The following is a 25,315-nucleotide window of genomic DNA, read 5'->3' as shown; positions in this document are numbered from 1 at the left end:
GCCGGAGGAGCAGGGTGGGGTTTTCCCCCGGGGGCTAACGCGAGTCTCCGGGCGTGACCAGTCCGGACTCGTACGCGAAGACCACCGCCTGCGCGCGGTCGCGCAGGTCCAGCTTGGCGAGGACCCGGCCGATGTGGGTCTTCACCGTCTGCTCGGCGAGGACCAGGCTGTCCGCGATCTCCTGGTTGGACAGGCCGCGGGCGATCAGCTCCAGGACCTCCGTCTCGCGCGGGGTGAGCCCGTTGAGGCGCAGTGCCGTGGTGTCCCGGCGGGGCGCCGGGCGCGAGGCCGCGAAGTCGGCGATGAGGCGGCGGGTCACGGACGGGGCGAGCAGTGCCTCGCCCGCCGCCACGACCCGTACCGCCGCGATGAGATCGGCCGGCGGCGCGTCCTTGAGGAGGAAGCCGGAGGCGCCCGCGCGCAGCGCCTCGTACACGTAGTCGTCGACGTCGAAGGTGGTCAGCATCAGCACCTTCGGCCGGTGCGTGACCCCGGCCGGCGGGTGCAGGATCTCGCGGGCGGCGGCGAGCCCGTCGAGCTCCGGCATCCGGACGTCCATCAGGACCACGTCGGGGTGCGCCGACCGTGCCACCTCGACGCCCTGGCGCCCGTCCGGCGCCTCGCCGACCACGTCGATGTCGGGCTGCGCGGCGAGCAGCGCGGCGAAACCGGCCCGCACCATGGCCTGGTCGTCGACGATGATCACGCGGATGGTCACTCGGTGTCCTTCGTACGCAGGGGAAGCCTGGCCGCGACCCGGAAGCCGCCGTCCGGCAGCGGCCCGGTGTCCAGCGAGCCGCCGGTCAACCGTACGCGTTCCCGCATGCCGACGAGCCCGTGCCCGGTACCGGGGACGCCCCGCTCGACGGAGGAACGCTCCTCCAGGGAAGGCCCGTTGACGACGAGAACGGTCAGCCACCCGTCCTCGGCCCGTACGGAGACACGGGTCGAGGCCCCGGGCGCGTGCCGCACCACATTCGCCAGGGCCTCCTGCGCGATCCGGTAAGCGGACAGGTCCACCGCCTGCGGTACGTCCCCGAGGTCGGCGGCGAGCCGCAGTTCGGCCGGCACGCCCGCGCGTACGGTCGCCTCGACGAGCTGCTGGACCCGGTCGAGGCCCGGCTGCGGCGCCCGCTCGCCCTCGCTGCCGTCACTGCGGAGGACGGAGAGCAGCCGCCGCATCTCGGCGAGCGACTCGCGGGCGCTGGTGGCGATCGAGGTGAACTCCTCGCGGGCGGCCTCGGGAAGTTCGGGAATGCGATAGGGGGCGGAGTCGGCCTGCACGGTGATCACGGACATGTGGTGGGCGACGACGTCGTGCAACTCGCGCGCGATCCTGGCCCGCTCCTCCAGGAGCGTGCGGCGGGCCCGTTCGGCCTCGCTGATGGTCTCCTGCTCGGCGAGCCGCCGCTGCGCGTCGACGCGGGCACGGATCGCCGAGGTGAGGAGCAGCAGCACGCCGCTCAGGACGAGCAGCAGGAGGTGGAGGCTGGTGAGCCCGGCGGGCCGGAAGGCCTCCAGCACGAAACCGGCCACGCCGGTGGCCAGCCACACCCCGAGCAGCGCCCGGCGGGACTCGCGGAGCCCGAGCGCGACCATGAGGGCGCAGTAGCCGACGAGCAACGGCGGGGTCCAGGGCCAGTACTGGGCGCGGGGGCCGTCGGAACCGAGCAGTACGAGCGCGCCGAGCACATCGGCGACGAAGACGATCCACCAGGCCTGGAGGGGGCGGGTGACGGCGAGGAGCAGCGGCGCGGCCTGGGCGGTGCCGAGGGCGCCGGCGAGGGCGCCGTTGACGCCGTAGTCGTTGACGAGGAGCAGGACGGTGGAGGGGAGGAGCGCGGCGCTGAAGCCGAGGGCGAGGACGTACGGCAACAGCCGGGCGGGGAGCGGAGCCCCGGGCGCGGCCGGGGTGATGAGCGCGGCCCCGAGCCCCCGAAACATCTCACGGGCCCGGGCAGGCAGGGAATCGGCGGGCGGCTCGGGCCGCGATGCGGTAACCATGACGCCCTCAGCGTAGGCACGCCCCTGCCGACCGGCGTCATACCGAGGGCTGGGGCGGGACGTGATACCGGGGTATGACGAAGCCGCCCCGCCCCCACAGTGGGCGGCCGCGCGGGGCGGTGCGCCCTCGCCGCCCCCCCCGTTGTGGGCAATCGTTCCGCTGGGGCGGAACGGGTGGGCACAACGGACCCGCGCCCTGCCGGCGCCAGAGGCTTCCGCGCCCTGACCCGCACCACGGGTGCGCCGCGCGGTCGGTGCGGGTCCAGGCGCGGGACGCGGAGGCGCCGCTGAAGGGCGCCGTCCCGTGTGCCCACCCGTCCCGCCCCAGCGGGACGATTGCCCACACGGGGGGCGGCGAAGGGCACCGCCCAGCACGGGTGCGGGCCCACAGGGCGACGCGCACCGTCCGCCCGGGCGCGGGCCCACACGGCGGCGGGGCGACGCCCGACCGGGCGCGGGCCCCGCACGGGGGCGGGCGGAGGGCACCGCCCAGCTGGGTGCGGGCCCACATGACAGCGGGGCGCCGCCCAGCCGGGCGCGGGCCCGCACGGCGCGGGGCGCGGGCCCGCATGGGCCGAGGCCCCCTCAGAGCTCCGCCAGGAGTTCCGCCTTCTTCGCCGAGAACTCCGCATCCGTAACCAGCCCCGCCTGATGCAGCTCCCCCAAGTGCCGAATCCTTTCAGCCACCACCCCCGGGTCCCGGAGCTCCGCACCCCGAGCCCCCACCGGAGCCGCGACGGGCACGGCGGGCGCGCGGTCCTTGCCCCGGATCGCGGCGAGGACCGAGGCCGCGAAGGTCAGGGACTCGTGCACCGGCCCGTAGCGGCCGAAGACGACACACGCCGGGTCCTGGTCGGGCCGGTCGGCCCGGGGCGCGCCGCCCCGGGGCACCAGCCGCAGGTACCCGTCGACGCCGTTCGGCGAGCGCCATTCGACCCCGCAGAGGTCCCGTACGGGAAAGACCTGGTCACCGGCCTTCCACTTCTCCGAGGACGCCCCCGTCCGGGACCAGCGGAACGCGACCTCGGAGGTCCCGTCGAAGCTGGCCCTCGCGTCGTAGGCCTTGAAGGACTGCGGCCCCGACGGCGGCGCCACGAGGAACCGGTCGGCGGGCACGACGCCCCCGACGGCCCCGTCCTCCGCAGCGAACGCGTCGTACGCCTCGTACCCGGCGGCCCCCGCGGCCCCCGGGTGCGACGCGAGGAGCGTCCGCAGCTCGTCCCGGTACTGCTCGGCGAGCGTCTCGCGTTCCGCCGGGAGCACCAGGCGGTACGGATCGTTGCCCTCCTTGAGCTGCCCCGCGGCCGCCTCCATCAGCGGATCGGCGCCCGGCCTCGGCACGGCGTGCAGCACGACGGCGCCCCGCTTGCCGGGCGTGAGCGTCACCGACGCCAGCGCCTCGAGCGGTACGCGTCTCTCACGCAGCGCGCTGAACAGCTTCGGCGTGCGGATCCCCCGGTCGAAGCGGATGACGAGGGCGTCGCTCTCGAGCTCCCAGGTGGCATGAATTCCGGCCAGCACATCACCCATGCGCCTCATCGTAAGCGGCGTGTGCCCTTGCGTCGCCCCTGTGAAAGGTCCCGAAATTGCGTGATCTACGCGCGTCAGAGCCCTTCCGTGCCGGATATTCCGTCGTGGCAAGCGCTGTCGGCACGTGCGCAGACCAGCCGCGGGTAGGCCCCGACGCCTATCGCGGCGAAGTTGCCGAGGCTCTGTGTCCCCGGCTCGAAATAGCCGCTGTGGCCGAGCGCCCCGCGCGCGGAGAGCAGCCGGGCGCCGAACTCCGGCGCGACCGGGTCCGCGCCGTGCCCGACCCCGCCCACCTCCAGGTGCGGCACGTCGGCTATCCAGTCGTCGGCGTCCCGCATGGCCCACACGCGCGCGGGGCTGTCGAGGTCGGCCGCCCGCTCGACCCGCATCCCGGGGCTTCCGGCCACGGCCACGTCGGTCACCCGGGCGGGCAGCCGGGGCGCGGCGACCCCGCAGAGCACGGAGCCGTAGCTGTGGCAGAAGAGCGCCACGCGCGCGTGCGGGGGCAGCGACTCGGTGAGGCCCACCAGGCGTACGGCTCCTTCCTCGGCCAGCCGGCCGGTCATCGCGTCGACGCCGATCCCGGCGGGCGCGGTGTAGTCGGCCCAGGCGATCACGGCCACGCGCGCGCGGGGCGAGGTCCGCCGCTCGGCCGCGTAGAGGGCCTCGGCCATGCCGGCCGGGGCGCCGTACCGGCCGTGGGTCTTCTGGAAGGTGAGCAGATTGGTGTCGACGCCGGGCACGATCACCGAGACGCGCCGGGCCCGTCCCAGGTCTCCGAGGACCTCGGCGGCCCGCCCCGTACCGGTCGGGTCGAAGGCGAGGACCTGGCGGCCGGGCCGCATCAGGGAGGCGAAGCGGTCGACGCGGCGCCGGGCCTCGTGCCGGCCCTCGGGGGAGAGCCTGGTGTCGTCGACCCTGCCGCGCTCGGCGGCGTACGCGCGCGCGAGGGTGATCCGGTTGGCGCGGTAGCGCAGGGTGACGGGGACGCCGTTGAGGTTGCCGACGACGAGCGGGTGCCGGGCGGCGAGCCGGGCGCCGTCCGCCGGGCCGAGTCCGGCGAAGAAGGCGGCGACGGTACGGGCCGGGGCGGCCGGGTCGGGCAGCGGCCGGTCGTCGATCCGGTCCCGTGCCCAGGCGGCGAGCGCGGCCTCACGGGACGACCAGGGCGCGGGCCGGTGCCGGATCGTGGTCCAGCCGGTGGTCGCGAGGAGCACGAACACCACGGCGAGCGCGAGGAGCGCGCGCGTGGCGACGAGAGTGGGCGAGGCGTCGACGGAGGTCACGGGCGGCCACCCTACGGGGCGGAGATGACGGGGCCGGACCTGCGGGGTCCTATCGCTCCCGATTCCGCCAGTGCGGGGCCAGTGCCGGGCCGAGGTGGTCGAGGTAGTCCTCGGTGAGCGCGCGGATGGCCTCCAGGCTCTGGTCCGTGCCCCGGCCCCACATCTGGCCGGTCACCCGCATCACCCCGCTGAACGCCGCCACGGCGATCCGGGGGCGCGGGTCCTCGTCGACGTCGAGGCCCTCGCGCGCGGCGATGATCCGGGCGATGGTCTCCTCCATCTCGGTGGAGCGGCGCAGGTGGACGGCGAGCAGCGCGGGCGTCGACTCGATCATCAGGTACGTGCGCACGTACAGCTCGACGGGGACGACCTCCGCGATGGCCTCGCCGATGGTGTCCCAGCCGCTCAGGACGGCGTTGCGCATCGCGTCGAGGGGGGCCTCCTCCGGGGGCCGCTGTTCGAGGGCGTGCACGAAACGCTCCTCGACCATGTGCTGGACGGCGAAGGCGACCTCCTCCTTGGAGGAGAAGTACCGGAAGAAGGTGCGTTGGGAGACCTCCACGGCGTCGACGATCTCGTCGACGGTGGTCTGCTCGTACCCGTGTTCGGTGAAGAGCTCGAGCGCGACCCGGATCAGCGCGTCGCGCGTGCGCTGCTTCTTCCGCTCGCGCAGTCCGGGCAGGGACACGGGCACGGTCACGTAGAGGTCCTCTTTTCCGGCATTTCGTCTGCTCAGCGTACCTGTGAGCTACGTGACAGTTACCGACGCGTGAATCGCTTTGTCAATTGTCAGTGGCTGTCACTAGCCTCTTTCCCATGACTAGTCAGACCACCGTGGAAAAGGCCCCGCAGGGTCAGGGGGACGTCCGGGAACCCGTACCGGTCCCGGCGAAGGGACTGCGCGGCCACCCCTGGCTGACCCTGTTCGGCGTCGCCGTGGGCGTGATGATGGTCGCGCTCGACGGCACGATCGTCGCCATCGCCAACCCCGCCATCAAGGACGAACTCGACGCCAGCCTCGCCCAGGTCCAGTGGATCACCAACGGCTACCTGCTCGCGCTCGCCGTCGCCCTGATCACCGCCGGCAAGCTCGGTGACCGCTTCGGCCACCGGCAGACCTTCCTCATCGGCATCGCCGGCTTCGCCGGCGCCTCCGGCGCGATCGGCCTGTCGCACTCCATCGGGGCCGTGATCGCCTTCCGCGTCCTGCAGGGCCTCTTCGGCGCCCTGCTGATGCCGGCCGCGCTCGGCCTGCTGCGCGCCACCTTCCCCGCCGAGAAGCTGAACATGGCGATCGGCATCTGGGGCATGGTCATCGGCGCGTCCACGGCCGGCGGCCCGATCCTCGGCGGCTTCCTCGTGGAGCACGTCAACTGGCAGTCCGTCTTCTTCATCAACGTGCCGGTGGGCGTCGTCGCGCTCGTCCTCGGCCTGCTGATCCTCAAGGACCACCGCGCCGAGAACGCGCCGCGCTCCTTCGACGTCCTCGGCATCCTGCTGCTCTCCGGCGCCATGGCCTCCCTCGTCTGGAGCCTCATCAAGGCCGGCGAGTCCTGGGGCTGGTCCAGCGGCAAGACCTGGGGCTGCCTGATCGGCGCGCTGTTCCTGTTCGCGGTCTTCGCCTTCTGGGAGACCAAGGTCAAGGAGCCGTTGATCCCGCTGGGCATGTTCCGCTCCGTGCCGCTCTCGGCCGGCGTGGTGCTGATGGTCCTGATGGCCTTCGCCTTCATGGGCGGCCTCTTCTTCGTGACCTTCTACCTCCAGGGCGTGAAGGGGCTCGGCCCGGTCGACGCCGGTCTGCACCTGCTGCCGCTGACCGCGATGATGATCGTCTCCTCGCCGCTGGCCGGCGCGCTGATCACCAAGTTCGGGCCGCGCGTGCCGCTCGTCGGCGGCATGGTCTGCACGGCCGTCGCGATGTTCGGCATGATCACGCTCACCGCCGGCACCGGCACCCTCACCATGTCCCTCTGGTTCGCCCTGCTCGGCCTCGGCCTCGCCCCGGTGATGGTGGGCGCCACCGAGGTCATCGTCGGCAACGCGCCCCTCGAGCTCTCCGGCGTGGCCGGCGGTCTGCAGCAGGCCGCCATGCAGGTCGGCGGCGCGCTCGGCACGGCGGTGCTCGGCGCCGTCATGTCCTCCAAGGTCGCCGACTCCTTCGCGGGGAACTGGAAGGAGGCCGGCATCCCGGTCCCGGCCGACCCGCGCCTGGAGCAGGCCGCTGAGTTCGGCATGGCCCCGCCCGAGCTGGCCCAGGCGCCGGGGATGACCCCCGGTCTCCTCCAGCAGATCACCGGCGTCATCCACGACACCTTCCTCGACGGCATGGGCCTGGCCTTCACCGTCGCCGGCGGCGTCGCCGTCGTCGCGGCCCTCGTCGCCACGCTCACCAAGCGCGGCGAGAACGCGGAGGCGGGCGGCATGGGCGGTCACATCTGACGCCCGTTCCTCGGGGTTCCCGTAGGGGGCCGTCACCCGTTCGCGTGAACGGGGGCGGCCCCTCTTCCGTTGCCGGGAGAGCTCCGCCATTCTCGTGATTACAGAGAGTAACGAAGCGGGGGTTCGCCAGCATGTATACGAAGACCGTCCTCACCGGCGCGGCCGTCACGGCCCTCCTCCTGTCCGCCCTCGCGGTGGCACCGGCGGCACCGGCGGCACTGGCCGTACCGGTGGCCGCGCCGCCCGGGACCGCCCTCGGGGCCTGCGGGCCCGGCCGGCTCTGCCTCTGGCCCAAGCCCGACTTCAAGGGCAGGCCGTGGACGCACGAGCTGGCCACGACCGACATCGACAGCTGTATCGCCCTGCCGCCGGGCACCTCGGCGCAGTCCCTCGCGAACCGCACGGGGCGGCCGGTCACCACCTACCAGTCGGCCGAGTGCGCGGAGGCGGGGGAGTTCGAGACGTATCCGGGGCGGGGGACCTGGGTGCCGCAGACGGCCTACGAGGTCAGAGCGTTCAAGCTCTGGGAGCGGTAGGCGAGGGGACGTCACGCGGCTCGTTCGGTCCTGGTGGTTCCGGCGGGGCCGAGAGGCGGGCGACCTCCGCGCGCAGCTCGCGGACCTCCAGGGTGAGCGCCTCCAGGAGCTCCGTCTGCCGGCGCTCCACCGCGTCGTCGCGGTCGAAGCGGGAGATGAACCAGGCCGCGATGTTGGCCGTGACGACACCGAGCAGGGCGATGCCCGAGAGCATCAGGCCCACCGCGAGGATCCGGCCGAGACCCGTGGTCGGGGCGTGATCGCCGTAGCCGACCGTGGTCATCGTGGTGAACGACCACCACACCGCGTCCCCGAGCGTCTTGATGTTGCCGTTCGGGGCGTCCCGCTCGACGTGCAGCACGGCCAGCGAGCCGAACATCATCAGCCCGACCACCGCGCCCGCCACATAGGTGGTGAGCGTTATCTGCGGGGCCATCCGGGCCCGCCGGCCCACGAGGAGGAGCGTGGAGACCACCCGCAGCAGCCGCAGCGGCTGCACCATCGGCAGTATCACCGCGAGCAGGTCCAGCGGATGGCCGCGCACGAAGCGCCAGCGCTCCGGGGCCAGCCCGAGACGGACGAGATAGTCGAGCGCGAAGGCACCCCAGACGACCCACTCGACGTGGGTGCACAGCCGGTGCACCCACGGCTCGGCGCCGGGAGCCACGATCGGCACCGCGTAGGCGATGCCGAACGCGACCGCGAGCACCAGGAGCGGCGTCTGGGTGCGCTCCTCCCAGCGAAGCTTCATGACGGGCATGACCGGCATCGTAGGGAATGGAGGGAATGGCGAAGGGCGGCGGGACCGCGTCCCACCGCCCTCACCGGCCGGAACGAACTACCGGCCGAAACGAGCTACCGCCCGAAGCGAGCTGCCGCCCGAAACGGACCACCGCCCGAAGCGAGCCCCACCAGCCGTTGCCGTCAGGCGTCGCCGCCTGCGGCGCCCGGGTCGGCGGCCGTCACGTCGAGCAGCTGGTAGCGGTCCACGGCCTGCTTCAGGGCCGAGCGCTCGATCTTGCCGTCACGGGCGAGCTCGGTCAGCACGGCGAGCACGATCGACTGCGCGTCGATGTGGAAGTAGCGGCGGGCCGCACCGCGCGTGTCCGCGAAGCCGAAGCCGTCCGCGCCCAGCGAGGTGTACGGGCCGGGCACCCAGCGGGAGATCTGGTCCGGCACCGTGCGCATCCAGTCCGAGACCGCGACGAACGGGCCCTCGGCGCCCTGGAGCTTGCGCGTCACGTACGGGACGCGCTGCTCCTCGTCCGGGTGGAGCAGGTTGTGCTCCTCCACGGCCACGGCCTCGCGGCGCAGCTCGGTCCAGGAGGTCGCGGACCAGACGTCGGCCTTGACGTTCCACTCCTCGGCGAGGATCCGCTGCGCCTCGATCGCCCACGGCACGGCGACGCCCGAGGCCATGATCTGCGCCGGGATCGTGCCCGCCTCGCCCGCCTTGAAGCGGTGGATGCCCTGGAGGATGCCCTCCACGTCCACGTTCTCGGGCTCGGCCGGGTGCTGGATCGGCTCGTTGTAGACGGTCAGGTAGTAGAAGACGTCCTCGGCCTCGGGGCCGTACATCCGGCGCAGACCGTCCTTGACGATGTGCGCGATCTCGAAGCCGAACGCCGGGTCGTAGGCGATGCAGGCCGGGTTGGTCGAGGCGAGGAGGTGCGAGTGGCCGTCCGCGTGCTGGAGGCCCTCACCGGTCAGCGTCGTCCGGCCGGCCGTGGCGCCGAGGACGAAGCCGCGCGCCAGCTGGTCGGACATCTGCCAGAACTGGTCGCCGGTCCGCTGGAAACCGAACATCGAGTAGAAGACGTACACCGGGATCAGCGGCTCGCCGTGCGTGGCGTACGCCGATCCGGCGGCGATCAGCGAGGCCGTGCAGCCGGCCTCGGAGATGCCGTCGTGCAGCATCTGGCCGGTCGGCGACTCCTTGTAGGCGAGGAGGAGTTCACGGTCCACCGCCTCGTACTGCTGGCCCAGCGGGTTGTAGATCTTGGCGCTCGGGAAGAACGCGTCCATGCCGAAGGTGCGGTACTCGTCGGGGGCGATCAGCACGAAGCGCTTGCCGATCTCCTTGTCCCGCATGAGGTCCTTCAGGATGCGGACGAAGGCCATCGTGGTGGCGATCGACTGCTGCCCCGAGCCCTTCTTGGCCGCCGCGTAGACCTTGTCGTCGGGGAGGACCAGCGGCTTCGCCCGCACGACACGGGTGGGGACGTACCCGCCCAGCGCCTTGCGGCGGTCGTGCATGTACTGGATCTCCTCGGAGTCCCGGCCCGGGTGGTAGTACGGCGGCAGGCCCTCCTCCAACTGCTTGTCCGTCACCGGGATGTGCAGCCGGTCCCGGAAGCGCTTGAGGTCGTCGACCGTCAGCTTCTTCATCTGGTGGGTCGCGTTGCGGCCCTCGAAGTTCGGGCCCAGCGTCCAGCCCTTGACGGTCTGCGCGAGGATCACGGTCGGCTGGCCCGCGTGGGCCTTCGCCGCCGCGTAGGCCGCGTAGATCTTCTTGTGGTCGTGACCGCCGCGGCCGAGGTGCAGGACCTGCTGGTCCGACATGCCCTCGACCATCGCCCGCAGCCGGTGGTCGTCGCCGAAGAAGTGGTCCCGGATGTAGCCGCCGGTCTCCGTGGCGTACGTCTGGAACTGGCCGTCCGGGGTGGTGTTCAGCTTGTTCACCAGGATGCCGTCGCGGTCCTGCGCGAGCAGCGGGTCCCAGGAGCGGTCCCAGATCAGCTTGATGACGTTCCAGCCGTTGCCCCGGAAGATCGACTCCAGTTCCTGGATGATCTTGCCGTTGCCGCGGACCGGGCCGTCGAGCCGCTGGAGGTTGCAGTTGACGACGAAGGTGAGGTTGTCCAGACCCTCGCGGGCGGCGATGGAGAGCTGGCCGAGCGACTCGACCTCGTCCATCTCGCCGTCGCCGAGGAACGCCCAGACGTGCGACTTGGAGGTGTCGGCGATGCCGCGCGCCTCCATGTACCGGTTCATCCGCGCCTGGTAGATCGCGCCGAGCGGGCCGAGGCCCATCGACACGGTCGGGAACTCCCAGAAGTCCGGCATCAGCCGAGGGTGCGGGTACGACGAAAGGCCGTTCGGGAACTTCGACTTCTCCTGGCGGAAGGCGTCGAGCTGGGTCTCGTTCAGCCGGTCGAGGAGGTAGGCGCGGGCGTAGATGCCGGGGGAGGCGTGTCCCTGGAAGAAGATCTGGTCGCCGCCGTCGCCCTCGTCCTTGCCGCGGAAGAAGTGGTTGAAGCCGACGTCGTACAGCGAGGCCGAGGAGGCGAAGGTCGCGATGTGGCCGCCGACGCCGATGCCCGGGCGCTGGGCGCGCGAGACCATCACCGCCGCGTTCCACCGGGTGGCGTTGAGGACCTTGCGCTCGATCTCCTCGTTGCCGGGGAAGAACGGCTCGTCCTTGGTGGCGATGGTGTTGACGTAGTCCGTGCTGCGCATCTCGGGCACGGCCACGCGCTTCTCGCGGGCCCGCTCGATCAGTCGGAGCATGAGGTAGCGGGCCCGCTCACGGCCCCGCTCGTCGACGGCCGCGTCGAGGGAGTCGAGCCATTCCTGGGTCTCTTCCGGGTCGAAATCCGGGACCTGGCTGGGAAGGCCGCCAATGATGATCGGGTTGCGATCGGATCCGGGAGCCACGCTCTTCCTTCGCTGTTCGGGGGCGCCCACGGGGCCACGGGCTGGTCAGGATGTCCATCGTGTACCCCACCGACGCCGGACGTCACATTTACCGAGGGGTAACCCCCGGGGTGCCTCGCCTGCCCTCCAGATGTCCGGGTGCGCTCAAATCGCAACCTTACGCCCAACCCGCGCATGCGTTTCGTCCGGGCGTTCGGCAGACTGAAACGGCAGAAGTCCATAAACCGGGACCAACCATGTGTGCCTGATCGCGAAGGAGGGTCCGACGATGCCGGAAGTTGCGGCGAGACGGCCCCAAACGTCACCGTTTCGGCGGTCTCGGCGGCCCGGTACTTGCGCGATCCGCCCCGGCACGTGTGGACTACGGCCAGCGCCACGCGCATACGCGTGGCCCACAGCATTTTCCGAATGAGCAGGAGGCAAGCCGTGAGCGCGACCGCGGACCACGCGGAGGAGCGGACCAACCCGGCCGTCAGGCTGGGGTTCGAGCCCGGACAGGTGGTCCAGGAGATCGGCTACGACGACGACGTCGACCACGATCTCCGTGAAGGCATCGAGTCCATCATCGGCCAGGACCTCGTGGACGAGGACTACGACGACGTCGCCGACGCCGTCGTGCTCTGGTTCCGTGACGAGGACGGCGATCTCACCGACGCCCTGGTGGACTCCATCGGTCTTCTGGAGGACGGCGGCGTGATCTGGCTGCTGACGCCGAAGACGGGCCGTGACGGCTACATCGAGCCGTCCGACATCAACGATGCCGCGCAGACCGCTGGTCTCTCCCAGACCAAGAGCATCAGCGTCGCCAAGGACTGGGCGGGCGCCCGCCTGGTCGCCCCCAAGCGCTGATCATCACGCTGCGAGAAGCCCCCGCCGGTCCGTCGGCGGGGGCTTTCGTGCGCAGGCCGTAGGGTGGGATCCGCCCGGGTTCACCGATACGGCCCAAGGCGATGAGGCCAAGGCCCGGGCCCCGTCGGAAGGGACGCGTACGCGATGGCGATCGAGGTCGGCACCAAGGCCCCGGAATTCGAGCTCAAGGACAACCACGGCCGGACCGTGCGGCTCTCCGACTTCCGCGGCGAGAAGAACGTGGTGCTGCTCTTCTACCCCTTCGCCTTCACCGGCGTCTGCACCGGTGAACTGCGCGAGCTCCGCGACAACCTGCCGGTGTTCGTCAACGACGACACCCAGCTCCTCGCCGTCTCCAACGACTCCATCCACACCCTCCGCGTCTTCGGCGACCAGGAGGACCTGGAGTTCCCGCTGCTCTCCGACTTCTGGCCGCACGGCGAGGCCTCCCGGGCGTACGGCGTCTTCGACGAGGACAAGGGCTGCGCGGTCCGCGGCACCTTCGTCATCGACAAGGACGGCATCGTCCGCTGGACCGTCGTGAACGCCCTGTCGGACGCCCGCGACCTCGGCGATTACGTCAAGGCCCTCGAAGCCCTCTGAGCGCCGCGGGACCGGGACGGGGCCGACACCCTCGGAATCACCGGGGAATCACCGGGCGAATCGACTGTTTCGACCGGGAACCCGTCACTAGGATCCAGTCGTTGATCCGATGCCAACGCACGACTGGGGGCGCTGCCCCTGGAAACCTATGGAGGGACTCGTGGGAGTCAGCCTCAGCAAGGGCGGCAACGTCTCGCTGACCAAGGAGGCCCCTGGCCTCACCGCCGTGACCGTCGGTCTGGGCTGGGACGTCCGCACCACCACCGGTACGGACTTCGACCTCGACGCCAGCGCCATCCTGGTGAGCGAGGCCGGCAAGGTGCGCAACGACCAGGACTTCGTCTTCTTCAACAACCTGAAGAGCGCCGACGGCTCGGTCGAGCACACCGGTGACAACCTCACCGGCGAGGGCGAGGGCGACGACGAGCAGGTCAAGGTCAACCTGGCCGGCGTTCCGGCCGACGTGGCCAAGATCGTCTTCCCGGTGTCGATCTACGACGCCGAGAACCGCCAGCAGTCCTTCGGCCAGGTGCGCAACGCGTTCATCCGCGTCGTGAACCAGGCCGGCGGCGCCGAGATCGCCCGGTACGACCTCTCCGAGGACGCCTCGACCGAGACCGCGATGGTCTTCGGCGAGCTGTACCGCCACGGTGCGGAGTGGAAGTTCCGCGCCGTCGGCCAGGGGTACGCCTCGGGTCTGCGCGGCATCGCGCAGGACTTCGGCGTCAACGTCTGAGTCGAACCGTTCGAACCGTCCGGCGTCGCACCTCGCGTGCGGCGCCGGACGTGCCTCATCACCACCGGGGAGGAACCGAATCATGGGCGTCACGCTCGCCAAGGGGGGCAACGTCTCCCTGTCCAAGGCCGCACCCAACCTCACCCAGGTCCTCGTAGGGCTCGGCTGGGACGCGCGCTCCACCACCGGAGCCCCCTTCGACCTCGATGCCAGCGCCCTGCTGTGCCAGGCCGGCCGGGTGCTCGGGGACGAGTACTTCGTCTTCTACAACCAGCTCCGCAGCCCCGAGGGCTCCGTCGAACACACCGGCGACAACCTCACCGGCGAGGGTGACGGGGACGACGAGTCCCTCATCGTGGACCTCACCAAGGTGCCGGCCCACTGCGACAAGATCGTCTTTCCGGTGTCGATCCACGACGCCGACAACCGCGGCCAGAGCTTCGGCCAGGTCAGCAATGCGTTCATTCGCGTCGTGAACCAGCTGGACGGTCAGGAACTCGCCCGGTACGACCTCTCGGAGGACGCCTCCACGGAGACCGCGATGATCTTCGGCGAGCTCTACCGCTACAACGGCGAATGGAAGTTCCGGGCGGTGGGACAGGGGTACGCCTCCGGGCTCCGGGGCATCGCTCTAGACTTCGGGGTCAACGTTTCGTAAAGCCTGTAATTTCACGATGGGGTAGACAGTGATTCTGAAAACCTTCGGCTGGTCGTTCGCGATCACTGTGATCGGCCTGGCCGTGGCCGTGCTCTACGGGGGGTGGGAGGCGTTCGGGATCGTCGCGATCCTCTGCGTCCTCGAGATCTCCCTGTCGTTCGACAACGCGGTGGTCAACGCCGGAATCCTGCAGAAGATGAATGCCTTCTGGCAGAAGATCTTCCTCACGGTCGGTGTGCTCATCGCCGTCTTCGGCATGCGCCTCGTCTTCCCCGTCGTGATCGTCGCCATCAGCGCGAAGATCGGCCCCATCGAGGCCGTCGACCTCGCGCTCAACGACGCGGACAGGTACCAGGAACTGGTGACCGACGCGCACCCGTCGATCGCCGCCTTCGGTGGCATGTTCCTGCTGATGATCTTCCTCGACTTCATCTTCGAGGAGCGTGACATCCAGTGGCTGCGCTGGATCGAGCGCCCGCTGGCCAAGCTCGGCAAGGTCGACATGCTGTCGGTCTGCATCGCCCTCGTCGTCCTGCTGATCACCTCGATGACCTTCGCGACCCACGCCCACCAGCACGGCGGCGCGCACGTCGACAAGGCGCAGACGGTCCTGATCTCCGGCATCGCCGGCCTCATCACGTACCTCGTCGTCGGCGGCCTCTCGGGCTACTTCGAGAACAAGCTGGAGGAGGAAGAGGAGCGCGAGCACGAGGCCGAGGAAGAGGCCAAGCGCAGCGGCAAGAAGGTCACCGTGGTCCAGCTGGCCGGCAAGGCCGCCTTCTTCATGTTCCTCTACCTGGAGGTCCTCGACGCCTCCTTCTCCTTCGACGGTGTCATCGGCGCCTTCGCCATCACCAACGACATCGTCCTGATGGCGCTCGGCCTCGGCGTCGGCGCCATGTACGTCCGGTCCCTGACGGTCTACCTGGTCCGCCAGGGCACCCTCGACGACTACGTCTACCTGGAGCACGGCGCGCACTACGCGATCGGCGCCCTGGCCGTGCTCCTCATGGTCACCATCCAGTACGAGATCCCCGAGGTCATCACCGGCTCCATCGGTGTCCTCCTCATCGCCTGGTCCTTCTGGTCCTCCGTCCGTCGCAACAAGGCGCTCGCGGCGGCCGAGGGCGGCTCCGGCTCCTCGGACGACAAGACCGAGGTGCCGTCCGGGGTGTGACACCCCCGGCAGCGAGGAATGCTTCACTGCGGGGCGGCCGGTGAATCCGGCCGCCCCGCAGGCATGTGCACGGTGTGACGACAGTGGGGGGTGAAGGCGACATGGCCTTCTGGGACAACCTGTTTCCGGGGAGGGCGGCGCATTTCGACTCGGGCAGCGCCGCGTCGAACGCGATCGACCTGACGAAACGGCGCCCGACCGTCTCGCTCACCCAGCAGGGCGCCGCCACCGGCAACCTCCGGGTGAACCTCTCCTGGCGGATGCGGACCTCCGACATCGAGGGTCGCTCCCGCCAGAGCGGGCGGCTGCTGCGGAACCCCGCCCAGCTCTTCAAGCCCGAGGTCGTCCAAGCCCACACCCAGGGCATGGTCAACGTCGACCTCGACCTGGGCTGCCTCTACGAGCTCAAGGACGGCAGCAAGGGCGTCGTACAGCCGCTCGGCGGCTTCTTCGGCGACCTCAACGCCGCCCCGTACGTGAAGCTGAGCGGCGACGACCGCTTCGGAGGCTCCTCGGGCGAGACGATCTTCGTCAACCTGGACCACCGGGACGAGATCAAGCGGCTGCTGTTCTTCGCGTACATCTACGACCAGACGCCCGCCTTCGACCGCACGCACGCCAAGGTCACGCTCTACCCGAGCAACGGCCCCCGGATCGAGATCGAACTCGACGAGCGCGCCCCACAGGCCCGCTCCTGTGCCGTCTTCTCCATGGAGAACGTCAAGGGCGAGCTGACCGTCCGCCGCGAGGTGCGGTTCGTGTACGGCTTCCAGGCCGAACTGGACCGGCTGTACGGCTGGGGACTCCAGTGGGGACGCGGCTACAAGACGAAGGCGTAGGGCCTGATCCGACGCGCATGGTCAGACAGGCCCCAGGGCCTCACGAGCCGACGAACTGGGGACCCATCGGCGGCATGCGGAACTCCGGTGCCGGGTTCTGCTCGGGGGCGGGCACCGGCTGCGGGTAGCCGTACGCGGGGGCCGGGGCGTTCACGGGCTGCTGCGGGTAGCCGTAGGCGGGCGCCCGGTCCGGCACGGGCGGCACGGTCGGCTGCGGCGGCACCGGGGTGTGGACCACGGTCCGATCGAGGTCGGGGTCGTGCGAGCCGCCGGCGGGGGAGACGGTGGCCGGGGAACCCGCGGTGGGGGAGCCGGTGGCCGGCGCGGCCTCCGGGAACCCGGAACCGCCGCCGACGGAGCCCTGGGCGTCCTGGGAAGCGCCCTGGGCGGCACTCTGCGCGGTCCCCTGGGCCGCACCCTGGGCGGCCTCCTGCGCGGCGTCCTCGTCGACCGAGATGCCGAAGTCCGTGGCGAGGCCCACGAGCCCCGTCGGATAGCCCTGGCCCACCGCGCGGAACTTCCAGCCGTCCCCGCGCCGGTACAGCTCGCCGCAGATGACCGCCGTCTCCTCGCCGGTCTCCGCCGTCACGTCGAACAGCGCCAGCGGCTCGCGCTCCGCCCCCGCCACCGCGTCGTACAGCAGGATCCGCAGGTCGGAGACGGACCGGAAGGTGCCGCCGTCGGAGGAGGCCGCGATCACCACCCGGTCGACCGAGACGTCGAGCCCGGCGAGATCGGCCTCCACGGTGTCCGTCAGACCCTCGGAGACCCGCTTCTTCGGCAGCCGCCGCACCAGCCCCGAGGGGTGGCGCGGCTGGTTGTAGAAGACGAAGTCCTCGTCGGACCGCACGCGCCCGGAGGGCCCGAGGAGCAGGGCCGAGGCATCCACGTCGGGGACCCCGGGGCCCGGGGTCCAGCGGAGCACGGCCCGTACGGCCGCGGTGTCGAGAGGGACGTTGGAGCCCTTCAGCATCGCGTGCGTCATGACCGCAATCCTGCCCTCCCGCCCGACCCGCGGACAACGCGGGGGCACCACCGATACCGGGACGGGGTGACGGATGCTGACGAGTTACCTGAATTTCATGCGGGGAAGGAACTAAGGACACCCGTACCTACGTACTATTACCGGCCACATGTCATCAGGCCCGGAGAGGCAGACGGGGGACTTACATGCGTCATTTCGGGCACATCCCGTCCGCGGTGCGGACCGGGTTGTTCCACCAGGAGCCGGTCGACTTCACGGCCGACTCGCCCGCACGCACGCTCGCCGTGGCCCTGGGCGCCACCCTCTACAGCCCGGCCACCCGGCCCCGGCTCGCCGACGCCGTGCGCAAACAGGCCGGCCGCGGAGTGGTCTCCATGGTCCTCTGCCTGGAGGATTCGATCAGCGACGCCGACGTCGAGGCGGGCGAGGCCAACCTCGTCCGGCACTTCGCCGACCTCGCCGCCGACGGCTCCGACGTACCCCTGCTCTTCATCCGGGTCCGCGAACCGCACCAGATCACCGACCTCGTCGACCGCCTCGGCGCCTCCGTGAGCCTGCTGTCCGGATTCGTGCTCCCCAAGTTCACCGAGAACCGCGGCCACGCCTTCCTCGAAGCGCTCACCCAGGCCGAGCGGACGAGCGGCAGGCGCCTCTTCGCCATGCCCGTCCTCGAGTCCCCCGAGCTCCTCCACCTGGAGACCCGGGCCGAGACCCTCGCCGGGATCGCCTCGATCACCGACAAGTACCGCGACCGCGTCCTCGCCCTCCGCCTCGGCGTCACCGACTTCTGCTCCGCCTACGGGCTGCGCCGCTCGCCCGACATGACCGCCTACGACATCAAGATCGTCGCGAGCGTCATCGCCGACGTCGTCAACGTCCTCGGCCGCTCCGACGGCACCGGCTTCACCGTCACCGGACCCGTCTGGGAGTACTTCCGCCCCGGCGAGCGCATGTTCAAGCCGCAGCTGCGCCGCAGCCCCTTCCTGGAGGGCCGCGCCGAGGACCTGCGCACGGCGCTCATCGAGCACGACCTCGACGGCCTGCTGCGCGAGATCGAACTCGACCGGGCCAACGGCCTGCTCGGCAAGACCTGCATCCACCCCACCCACGTGGTGCCGGTGCACGCCCTCTCCGTCGTCAGCCACGAGGAGTGGAGCGACGCCCAGGACATCCTGCGGCCCGAGCGGGACGGCGGCGGAGTGCTCCGCTCCGCCTACACGAACAAGATGAACGAGGTGAAGCCGCATCGCGCGTGGGCCGAGCGCACCCTCCTGCGCGCCGAGGTCTTCGGCGTCGCGAAGGAGGACGTCGGCTTCGTGGATCTGCTCACCGCCGGCCTGGCCGGCAGCTGACGAAGGGACGTCGACGACGTGGTGTGGACCGGAACGTGGGTCGCGGAGCGGCTGGGCGTCGAACTGATCGGCGACGAGGAGCTGCCGGCCCTGCTGGGCCTCGCACTGCGTCGCAACCCCAAGCGCGCGCACCTGCTGGTCTCCAGCGTGCTCGGCAAGCACGTGCCGCAGCGCCCCTCCGTCGTGTACGGCTCCGGCCTCGGCCTCGGCCGGCGCGTCCGCGAACTCCTCGGCGACGAGGAGGCCGCCCGGTCCGTCGTCCTCGGGTACGCGGAGACGGCCACCGCCCTCGGGCACGCCGTCGCCGACGGCCTCGGCCCCGCCCCGTACCTCCACTCCACCCGCCGCCCGGTGGCCGGCGTCGCCCGCGCGGGCGGCTTCGAGGAGTCCCACTCCCACGCCACCTCGCACCTGCTGCTGCCGGAGGACCCGAAGCTCCTCGCCGGCGACGGCCCGCTGGTCCTCGTCGACGACGAGTTCTCGACGGGCAACACGGTTCTCAACACCATCCGCGCCCTGCACGAGCGCTATCCGCGCGAGCGGTACGTCGTCGTGGCCCTCGTCGACATGCGCTCCGCCGCCGACCTCGGCCGCCTGGACGCCTTCGCGACGGAGATCGGCGCCCGTGTCGACCTGATCGCCGGCGCCGCCGGCGCGGTCCGCCTCCCGGCCGGGGTCCTGGAGAAGGGCCAGGCCCTGGTGACGGAACACGAGGCCCCCGCCCCCGTACCCTCCCCGCGCGCGCCGCGCGAGGCACCCGTACGGGTGGAACTCGGCTGGCCCGGCGGGCTGCCCGACGGCGGCCGCCACGGCTTCACGTCCGAGCACCGGGAACGCCTGGAGGAGGCCCTGCCGGGCATGGCGGAGGCGATCGCCAAGGCCCTGCCCGCCCCGGCCGCCGAGGCCCTGCCCGCCCCGGCCGCCGAGGCCCTGCCTGCCCTGGCCGCCGAGGCCCTGCCCGCGCCGGTCGCCGAGGCCTTGCCCGTACCGGCCGCCGAGGTCCTGCCCGCCCTGGCTGCCAAGGCCCTGCCCGCGCCGGCCGCCAAGGCCCTGCCTGCACCGGTCACCAAGGCCCTGCCCGCCCCGGCCGCCCCGAAGGCCCGTGCCCAGCAGCCCGCAGCAGGGCACGGGCCCCGCGTGCTCGTCCTCGGCTTCGAGGAGTTGATGTACGCGCCGCTGCGCCTCAGCACCGCCCTCGAAGACGCCGGTCACGACGTCCGCTACTCCACCACCACCCGCTCGCCCGTCCTCGCCGTCGACGACCCCGGCTACGCGATACGCACCCGGCTCGTCTTCCCCGCCCACGACGACCCCGCCGACGGCCCCGGCGAGCGCTACGCCTACAACGTCGCGGGCGCCGGCTTCGACGCCGTCGTCCTCGTCGTCGACTCCGCCGCCGACACCCCGGCCCTGCACGCCCCGGACGGCCTGCTCGCCCAGCTCGCCGCGCACATCCCGCGCGTCGTGCTCGCGGTGGTCCCGTCCTACACCCCCACGGTCCGCGCCACCGAAGTGACCGAAGCTCCCGAAGCTCCCGAAAGGAGCTCCATGCTGCCCGAGCCCCTCCGCGGCCCCGCCTTCTCCTCCTACGCACCCGAAGAGGTCGGCTGGCTGCTCCAGGACCTCTCGGACGTCGAACTCGAGGCCCCCACCGAGGAACGCGAGGAGGCCATCCAGAGCGGCGGCGCCCACTACGCCGAGTCGCTCCCCGTCGAGTACCAGCCCAGCGAGCGCTACCAGCAGCTCTTCCACGCGGCCCTGGAGAGCTCGGCGGCCCGCATCGCCCGCGCCGTCGGCACGGTCACGGAGACCGTCCTCGCCGAACGCTCCGCCCGCCCGGTCCTCGTCTCCCTCGCCCGGGCCGGCACCCCCGTCGGCGTCCTCATGCGCCGCTGGGCGCAGGCCCGCCACGGCCTCGACCTCCCGCACTACGCCGTCTCCATCGTGCGCGGCCGCGGCATCGACGCCAACGCGCTGCGCTGGCTCGCCGCCCACCACGACCCGGCCGACGTCGTGTTCGTCGACGGCTGGACGGGCAAGGGCGCCATCACGCGCGAACTCGCGGAAGCGATCAAGGAGTTCAAGGAGTTCGACGGCTTCGACCCGGAGATCGCGGTCCTCGCCGACCCCGGCTCCTGCGTCCGCACCTACGGCACCCGTGAGGACTTCCTCATCCCCTCCGCCTGCCTCAACTCCACGGTCTCCGGCCTGATATCGCGTACGGTCCTCCGCTCCGACCTGGTCGGACCGAACGACTTCCACGGCGCCAAGTTCTACCGCGAACTGGCCGGGGCCGACGTCTCCGTGGCCTTCCTCGACGCCGTCGCCGCCCGCTTCGACGAGGTCGCCGCGACCGTCGACACGGACGTCAAGGAGCTCCTGGCCGCCGACCGCACCCCCACCTGGGAAGGCTGGGCGGCCGTCGAGCGGATCAGCGAGGAGTACGGCATCCACGACGTCAACCTGGTCAAGCCGGGCGTCGGCGAGACCACGCGCGTGCTGCTGCGCCGGGTCCCCTGGAAGATCCTGGCCAAGCGGGGCGCGGACGCGGACCTCGCGCACGTGCGGCTGCTCGCCGAGCAGCGCGGCGTCCCGGTCGAGGAGGTCGACGAACTCCCGTACAGCTGCGTGGGCCTGATCCACCCTCAGTACACGAGGGGTGCGACAGGCGCCGACGGAAAGACGGTGGTGTCCCAGTGACCACGCCCACGAGCACGAGCACGAGTGCAAGCACGAGCACAGGTACAAGTACGAGCACGAGCACGAGCACGAGCACGAGCACGAAGACGCTGGTGGCGAGCGACCTCGACCGCACCCTCATCTACTCGACCGCGGCCCTGGCCCTCGGCATGCCGGACGCCCAGGCGCCCCGGCTGCTCTGCGTCGAGGTCCACGAGTCCAAGCCGCTCTCGTACATGACCGAGGACGCGGCCGACCTCCTCGCACGGCTGACCGCCGAAACGGTCTTCGTGCCGACGACGACACGGACGCGCAAGCAGTACCAGCGCATCCAGCTCCCGGGCACCGCACCGGCGTACGCGATCTGCGCGAACGGCGGGCACATCCTCGTCGACGGCGTCTCCGACCGAGACTGGCACGAGTCCGTCGTCCGCAGGCTGGCCGACGAATGCGCGCCGCTCTCCGAGATCCGCGCCTACCTCACCGCCACCACGGACCTGTCCTGGGTGCGCAAGCACCGGGTGGCCGAGGACCTCTTCGCGTACCTCGTCGTCGAGCGGGAGCGGCTCCCCGAGGACTGGCTGGACCGTTTCGGCAGCTGGGCGGGGGACCGCGGCTGGACCGTCTCGCTGCAGGGCCGCAAGGTGTACGCCGTGCCGAAGCCGCTCACCAAGAGCGCGGCCGTCCGCGAGGTCGCCCGCCGCACGGGCGCGACGCTCACCCTGGCGGCGGGGGACTCGCTCCTCGACGCCGACCTGCTGCTCGCCGCGGACCGGGCCTGGCGCCCGGGCCACGGCGAACTGGCCGACAGCGACTGGACGGCCCCGCACCTCGACGTCCTCGCGGAGCGCGGGGTGGCGGCGGGCGAGGAGATCCTCCGCCGCTTCAGAGCCGCGGCAGCGGTCTAGTAGTGCTTCGTTAGGTTCTGAGTCTGGTTGTGTTGCGGGGCAGGCGTCGGCCGCAGGTGGTGCAGGTGCCGGTCCAGCACTGCAGCAGGTCCTGAAGGGCGTCGAGGACCTGGTAGAGGGTCAGGCCGGCGTGCGTGCTTTTGGGTCGAGGCGCCGCAGGGTGAGGAAGGCCTGGGCGGCGGTGACGAGGGTGACGTGATGGTGCCAGCCGCGCCAGGTCCGGCCCTCGAAGTGGTCCAGGCCCAGGCCGTGCTTGAGCTCGCGGTAGTCGTGTTCGATGCGCCAGCGCATCTTCGCCCAGCGGACCAGGTCGGTGACGGGTGTGGTGGCGGGCAGGTCGGTCATCCAGAAACCGGTCGGCCCGGCGGCATCCGCCGGCTGTTCGACCAGCAGGGTCTTCAACGGGAGAACACCGTCCCAGCGGTTGCGTCCACCGGCCTGTTCCTGGGCGGTGCGGCAGGCTTCCTTGCCCGACGGCCGGACTTCGATCACGGCGAAGCGGGAGGTCATCAGGCCCTTGCTGCCCTGCCGCCAGGCGACTTGTTGGAACGAGGTGTCCGGGGTGACGAACGAGGTCAGGGGCCGGGCCGGCTCTCGGTAGCGGGGCAGCGTGGGCGGCCCCAGACCGCCGTAGGCGGGCTGGAACGGGTCGGCCGCGGCCGGGCGGGCGACTTCCTTCGGATCCACCGCTATGACATAGGACCAGCCGCGTTCCTCCAAAGCGAGGCGGAAACCCACGCTTCGGCCGTAACCGGCATCGGCCACGATCACCGGCACCGCGAGACCCTGCTCGGCCATCCGGTCCAACAGTCCCAGAGCCAAGTAGGGCTTCGAGACGTGCCCGACCTCGTCGGGAATCCCGGCACGCTGACGTCGTACGTGATCGGCCGCCCAGTCCTCGGGCAGAAACAGTTCCCAGTCGAGCGGGCACGATGCGGTGTCGGTGGCCGCGTGCACGCTGACGGCGACCTGGCAGTTCGCCCGCTTGCCCAACGCTCCGCAGTACTGCCGGGCCACCCCCACCGAAGCGGTGCCGCACTTGGGGAACGACACATCGTCGATCACCCACACCTCAGGCCGGATCGCCTCGCTCAACCGCTCGGCGATCCGCCGCCGCACCGGTAGCGGATCCCACGGCGACTGGTTCACGAACTGCTGCAGGGCCTGCATGTTCCCGTCCGGCAGCCGCTCGGCCATCGGCTGGATCGACTTCCGCCGGCCGTCCAGCATCAGACCCCGCAGATAACACCCGCCCCACCGGCGCTGATCCCGCCGCGGCAACGAGGCGAACACATCGGCAACGAACTCCGACAACTCATCCCGGAGCCGTTCCACCTCCCCAAGCCTCATGACCGGGAGATGCCCACCACCAGGCGAGATCACTCGACGTAACGAAGCACTACTAGAGCCTGTCCGGCGGATCAGGGCCGGACAGGCCCAGGGGTCAGCCGCAGCAGCCCCCACCACAGCAGCCACCGCCGCCGCCACCGCCCTGCGCGGGGGCGGCGGAGCTGCTTCCTCCCACGGCGACAGCGGACAGCAGCTTCACGGTGTCGTCATGCCCGGCGGGGCAGGCGGCGGGAGCGGAGGACTCGGCCATGGGACGGCTGAGCTCGAAGGTGTCGCCGCAGGTGCGGCAGCGGTATTCGTAACGAGGCATGGCACCAGGCTAACGGCGGGTTGGGCGGCGCATCAGTGGCCGGCCCCCCGCTCCTCCCGGATCTGACCGACGACGTGGGCGGCGGTGGCGCGGACGCCCTCCAGCTCGGTCAGGAAGTGCCAATAATCCGGGTGGCGGCCCTCCAGACCGTCCACGGCCCGGTCGAGGCGGGCGACGGCGTCGTCGAGGGGCCGGGCGTGCCGGGGGTCGGGGGTGTTCCGTCCGGCCATCGCGAGCCGCTGGGCGTCCCGTACCGCGAACCGGGTGCGGTCGATCTCCGCCTTCGGGTCCTTCGCGACGGCGTCCAGGCGGCGCAGCCGGTCTCCGGCGGCCGAGACGGCCTCGTCGGTCGAGTCGAGCAGGGCGCGGACGGTGGAGAGCAGGGAGGTCGCGTCGGGCCAGCGCTGCTCGGCCCGCGCCTTTCCGGCCTCGGCGAGCCGCTCCTCGGCCTGCCGGAGGGTCACGACGGCCTGCTCCGGCACGTGCTGGAGGTCCTGCCAGCAGGCGGCCGAGTACCGCCGCCGCAGCTCGGAGAGGACGGGCTCGACGCCCCCGGCGCGGGTGGTGAGCGCCTCGGTGCGGGTACGCAGCGACACGAGGCGCTTGTCGATCTCGGCGGCCCGCTCGGGCAGCCGCTCGGCCTCGGCGCGTACGGCCTCGGCGTCCCGCAGCACCCGGTCGGCGCGCTGCAGCGTCTCGGGGACGCCGTGGCGGCCGGCACCCTCGTTGAGGAGGGTCAGCTCGGGCCCGAGCGCGGCGAGCCGCGCGGCCAGATCATCGGCACGCAGCCCACTCTCGCGTACTGCGTCCAGGGCACCGCTCGCACCCCGCAGTGCCTGCCGGGCGCGCTCGACGGCGGGGGCGAGCCGGGCGAGCTGCGTCTCGGCGCGCCCGAGGAGAGAGGCGAGCCCCTCCTCGAACCGATCCAACTCGCCTTTGACGCGGTCGAGCTCTTCTTTGGCGCGGGTCAGCTCGGCACGGGCACGCGAAGCGGTACCGGCATCGAGCTCGTCCCGATCGAGATCATGCGCGTCAACGGCGGCGATATAGGAATGACTGACCTCATCGATCCGCCGCCCCAGCGCTTCGAAGCCCTCGACGGCGCGACGGGCCTCCGGTGAACTGTCGACGGCGGTGATCGTCTCGATGGAGATGCGGAGCCCGCGCTGGGCGGTGTCGAGCTCGTAGAAGGCGGCCGCGGCGGCATCTTTGGCGGCCTGGGCCTCGGCCCGCTGTCCTTCCCCACGCCCACCGAACCAGCGACGAGTCCCGCCCCCGGCGAAAGCGTGCGGCACCAGCGCACCTACGAGCAACGGCAGCGCGACAGCCAACCGGAACACGGAGAAACTGGGCGCCGATGTGCCCCTAGCGTCGCTCGCCGCCACCTACTACTCCCCGTGCTGTGTCCGCCGTGCCC

At 71.4% G+C, this 25,315-nt stretch carries 22 protein-coding genes; 11 read left to right on the top strand and 11 right to left on the bottom strand.

Annotation, left to right across the window (positions count from 1 at the left end; all coding sequences use genetic code 11):
- Window positions 1–34: 34 nt before the first annotated feature.
- The 5 genes from SVTN_RS11920 to SVTN_RS11900 form a co-directional block, all read right to left on the bottom strand.
- Window positions 35–718, bottom strand: a complete 684-nt coding sequence (locus tag SVTN_RS11920; protein WP_041129068.1) for a response regulator — start codon at window positions 716–718, stop codon at window positions 35–37.
- Window positions 715–2,004 (bottom strand): sensor histidine kinase, encoded by a 1,290-nt coding sequence (locus SVTN_RS11915; RefSeq protein WP_041129067.1) that lies wholly within the window; start codon window positions 2,002–2,004, stop codon window positions 715–717. Before SVTN_RS11915 ends, SVTN_RS11920 begins: the two co-directional genes overlap by 4 nt.
- Window positions 2,005–2,589: 585 nt before the next feature.
- Window positions 2,590–3,534: a DUF4429 domain-containing protein gene (locus SVTN_RS11910; protein WP_041129066.1), complete on the bottom strand. Its 945-nt coding sequence runs from the start codon at window positions 3,532–3,534 to the stop codon at window positions 2,590–2,592.
- A gap of 74 nt (window positions 3,535–3,608) precedes the next feature.
- On the bottom strand, window positions 3,609–4,820 hold the full coding sequence (locus SVTN_RS11905) for an alpha/beta hydrolase (protein ID WP_041129065.1): 1,212 nt from the start codon (window positions 4,818–4,820) through the stop codon (window positions 3,609–3,611).
- 49 nt (window positions 4,821–4,869) lie between these two features.
- Complete coding sequence (locus tag SVTN_RS11900; RefSeq protein ID WP_041133813.1) at window positions 4,870–5,508, bottom strand: TetR family transcriptional regulator; 639 nt, start codon at window positions 5,506–5,508, stop codon at window positions 4,870–4,872.
- Window positions 5,509–5,636: 128 nt separating this feature from the next.
- Between SVTN_RS11900 and SVTN_RS11895 the strand changes: the two genes are divergently transcribed.
- Window positions 5,637–7,259 carry an MFS transporter gene (locus SVTN_RS11895; protein ID WP_041129064.1) on the top strand — a complete coding sequence of 541 codons (1,623 nt, stop codon included), beginning with the start codon at window positions 5,637–5,639 and terminating at the stop codon, window positions 7,257–7,259.
- 131 nt (window positions 7,260–7,390) lie between these two features.
- Entirely contained in the window at window positions 7,391–7,795 is a 405-nt protein-coding gene (locus SVTN_RS11890) for a peptidase inhibitor family I36 protein (RefSeq protein ID WP_041129063.1), read from the top strand.
- Here the strand turns inward: SVTN_RS11890 and SVTN_RS11885 are convergent.
- Together SVTN_RS11885 and aceE are read right to left on the bottom strand one after the other, a co-directional pair.
- Window positions 7,776–8,555 (bottom strand): potassium channel family protein, encoded by a 780-nt coding sequence (locus SVTN_RS11885; protein ID WP_052499073.1) that lies wholly within the window; start codon window positions 8,553–8,555, stop codon window positions 7,776–7,778. The two genes, SVTN_RS11890 and SVTN_RS11885, sit on opposite strands and share 20 nt — an antisense overlap.
- A 164-nt stretch (window positions 8,556–8,719) precedes the next feature.
- Window positions 8,720–11,452: a pyruvate dehydrogenase (acetyl-transferring), homodimeric type gene (gene aceE, locus SVTN_RS11880; protein ID WP_041129061.1), complete on the bottom strand. Its 2,733-nt coding sequence runs from the start codon at window positions 11,450–11,452 to the stop codon at window positions 8,720–8,722.
- A gap of 426 nt (window positions 11,453–11,878) precedes the next feature.
- Here aceE and SVTN_RS11875 point away from each other — a divergent pair, with 426 nt between their 5' ends.
- From SVTN_RS11875 to SVTN_RS11850, 6 genes are all read left to right on the top strand, one after another.
- On the top strand, window positions 11,879–12,301 hold the full coding sequence (locus SVTN_RS11875; protein ID WP_041129060.1) for a DUF3052 domain-containing protein: 423 nt from the start codon (window positions 11,879–11,881) through the stop codon (window positions 12,299–12,301).
- Between the two features lie 144 nt (window positions 12,302–12,445).
- Window positions 12,446–12,904, top strand: a complete 459-nt coding sequence (locus SVTN_RS11870) for a peroxiredoxin (protein ID WP_041129059.1) — start codon at window positions 12,446–12,448, stop codon at window positions 12,902–12,904.
- Window positions 12,905–13,064: 160 nt separating this feature from the next.
- Window positions 13,065–13,640, top strand: coding sequence for a TerD family protein (locus tag SVTN_RS11865; protein ID WP_030495317.1), 576 nt, complete (start codon window positions 13,065–13,067; stop codon window positions 13,638–13,640).
- An 82-nt stretch (window positions 13,641–13,722) separates the two neighbouring features.
- Window positions 13,723–14,298: a TerD family protein gene (locus tag SVTN_RS11860; protein WP_041129058.1), complete on the top strand. Its 576-nt coding sequence runs from the start codon at window positions 13,723–13,725 to the stop codon at window positions 14,296–14,298.
- A gap of 28 nt (window positions 14,299–14,326) precedes the next feature.
- Entirely contained in the window at window positions 14,327–15,475 is a 1,149-nt protein-coding gene (locus tag SVTN_RS11855; protein WP_041129057.1) for a DUF475 domain-containing protein, read from the top strand.
- A 101-nt stretch (window positions 15,476–15,576) separates the two neighbouring features.
- A complete protein-coding gene (locus tag SVTN_RS11850; RefSeq protein ID WP_041129056.1) occupies window positions 15,577–16,314 on the top strand; it encodes a TerD family protein in 738 nt (245 codons plus the stop codon).
- A gap of 40 nt (window positions 16,315–16,354) precedes the next feature.
- On the opposite strand, the gene SVTN_RS11845 is transcribed toward SVTN_RS11850, so the two are convergent.
- Complete coding sequence (locus SVTN_RS11845) at window positions 16,355–17,299, bottom strand: TerD family protein (protein ID WP_041129055.1); 945 nt, start codon at window positions 17,297–17,299, stop codon at window positions 16,355–16,357.
- Between the two features lie 185 nt (window positions 17,300–17,484).
- Between SVTN_RS11845 and SVTN_RS11840 the strand changes: the two genes are divergently transcribed.
- From SVTN_RS11840 to SVTN_RS11830, 3 genes are all read left to right on the top strand, one after another.
- Window positions 17,485–18,651 (top strand): HpcH/HpaI aldolase/citrate lyase family protein, encoded by a 1,167-nt coding sequence (locus SVTN_RS11840; protein ID WP_041129054.1) that lies wholly within the window; start codon window positions 17,485–17,487, stop codon window positions 18,649–18,651.
- 18 nt (window positions 18,652–18,669) lie between these two features.
- The gene (locus SVTN_RS11835; RefSeq protein WP_041129053.1) at window positions 18,670–21,351 is read left to right on the top strand and encodes a phosphoribosyltransferase; all 2,682 of its coding nucleotides are present in this window, start codon (window positions 18,670–18,672) and stop codon (window positions 21,349–21,351) included.
- Window positions 21,352–21,440: 89 nt separating this feature from the next.
- Window positions 21,441–22,238: an HAD family hydrolase gene (locus tag SVTN_RS11830; protein WP_041133812.1), complete on the top strand. Its 798-nt coding sequence runs from the start codon at window positions 21,441–21,443 to the stop codon at window positions 22,236–22,238.
- A gap of 120 nt (window positions 22,239–22,358) precedes the next feature.
- Here SVTN_RS11830 and SVTN_RS11825 read toward each other — a convergent pair whose 3' ends face one another.
- The 3 genes from SVTN_RS11825 to SVTN_RS11815 form a co-directional block, all read right to left on the bottom strand.
- Window positions 22,359–23,588 (bottom strand): IS701 family transposase, encoded by a 1,230-nt coding sequence (locus SVTN_RS11825; RefSeq protein ID WP_078908110.1) that lies wholly within the window; start codon window positions 23,586–23,588, stop codon window positions 22,359–22,361.
- 94 nt (window positions 23,589–23,682) lie between these two features.
- Window positions 23,683–23,898, bottom strand: coding sequence for an FmdB family zinc ribbon protein (locus tag SVTN_RS42015; protein ID WP_041129052.1), 216 nt, complete (start codon window positions 23,896–23,898; stop codon window positions 23,683–23,685).
- 32 nt (window positions 23,899–23,930) lie between these two features.
- Complete coding sequence (locus SVTN_RS11815) at window positions 23,931–25,238, bottom strand: coiled-coil domain-containing protein (protein ID WP_052499072.1); 1,308 nt, start codon at window positions 25,236–25,238, stop codon at window positions 23,931–23,933.
- Window positions 25,239–25,315: the final 77 nt, after the last annotated feature.

It is taken from the genome of Streptomyces vietnamensis (genome assembly GCF_000830005.1).
GTDB classification, from domain to species: Bacteria; Actinomycetota; Actinomycetes; order Streptomycetales; family Streptomycetaceae; genus Streptomyces; species Streptomyces vietnamensis.
The sequence above is the reverse complement of the archived record's forward strand: the minus strand, read 5'-3'. Positions and strand labels throughout refer to the sequence as shown.

Bases quoted from the DNA above. Each gene is read 5' to 3' on its own strand.
- SVTN_RS11915 (WP_041129067.1), bottom strand. From the start codon at position 2,004: ATGGTTACCGCATCGCGGCCCGAGCCGCCCGCCGATTCCCTGCCTGCC.
- SVTN_RS11910 (WP_041129066.1), bottom strand. From the start codon at position 3,534: ATGGGTGATGTGCTGGCCGGAATTCATGCCACCTGGGAGCTCGAGAGC.
- SVTN_RS11895 (WP_041129064.1), top strand. From the start codon at position 5,637: ATGACTAGTCAGACCACCGTGGAAAAGGCCCCGCAGGGTCAGGGGGAC.
- SVTN_RS11890 (WP_041129063.1), top strand. From the start codon at position 7,391: ATGTATACGAAGACCGTCCTCACCGGCGCGGCCGTCACGGCCCTCCTC.
- SVTN_RS11885 (WP_052499073.1), bottom strand. From the start codon at position 8,555: ATGCCCGTCATGAAGCTTCGCTGGGAGGAGCGCACCCAGACGCCGCTC.
- SVTN_RS11870 (WP_041129059.1), top strand. From the start codon at position 12,446: ATGGCGATCGAGGTCGGCACCAAGGCCCCGGAATTCGAGCTCAAGGAC.
- SVTN_RS11860 (WP_041129058.1), top strand. From the start codon at position 13,723: ATGGGCGTCACGCTCGCCAAGGGGGGCAACGTCTCCCTGTCCAAGGCC.
- SVTN_RS11850 (WP_041129056.1), top strand. From the start codon at position 15,577: ATGGCCTTCTGGGACAACCTGTTTCCGGGGAGGGCGGCGCATTTCGAC.
- SVTN_RS11845 (WP_041129055.1), bottom strand. From the start codon at position 17,299: ATGACGCACGCGATGCTGAAGGGCTCCAACGTCCCTCTCGACACCGCG.
- SVTN_RS11840 (WP_041129054.1), top strand. From the start codon at position 17,485: ATGCGTCATTTCGGGCACATCCCGTCCGCGGTGCGGACCGGGTTGTTC.
- SVTN_RS11825 (WP_078908110.1), bottom strand. From the start codon at position 23,588: ATGAGGCTTGGGGAGGTGGAACGGCTCCGGGATGAGTTGTCGGAGTTC.
- SVTN_RS42015 (WP_041129052.1), bottom strand. From the start codon at position 23,898: ATGCCTCGTTACGAATACCGCTGCCGCACCTGCGGCGACACCTTCGAG.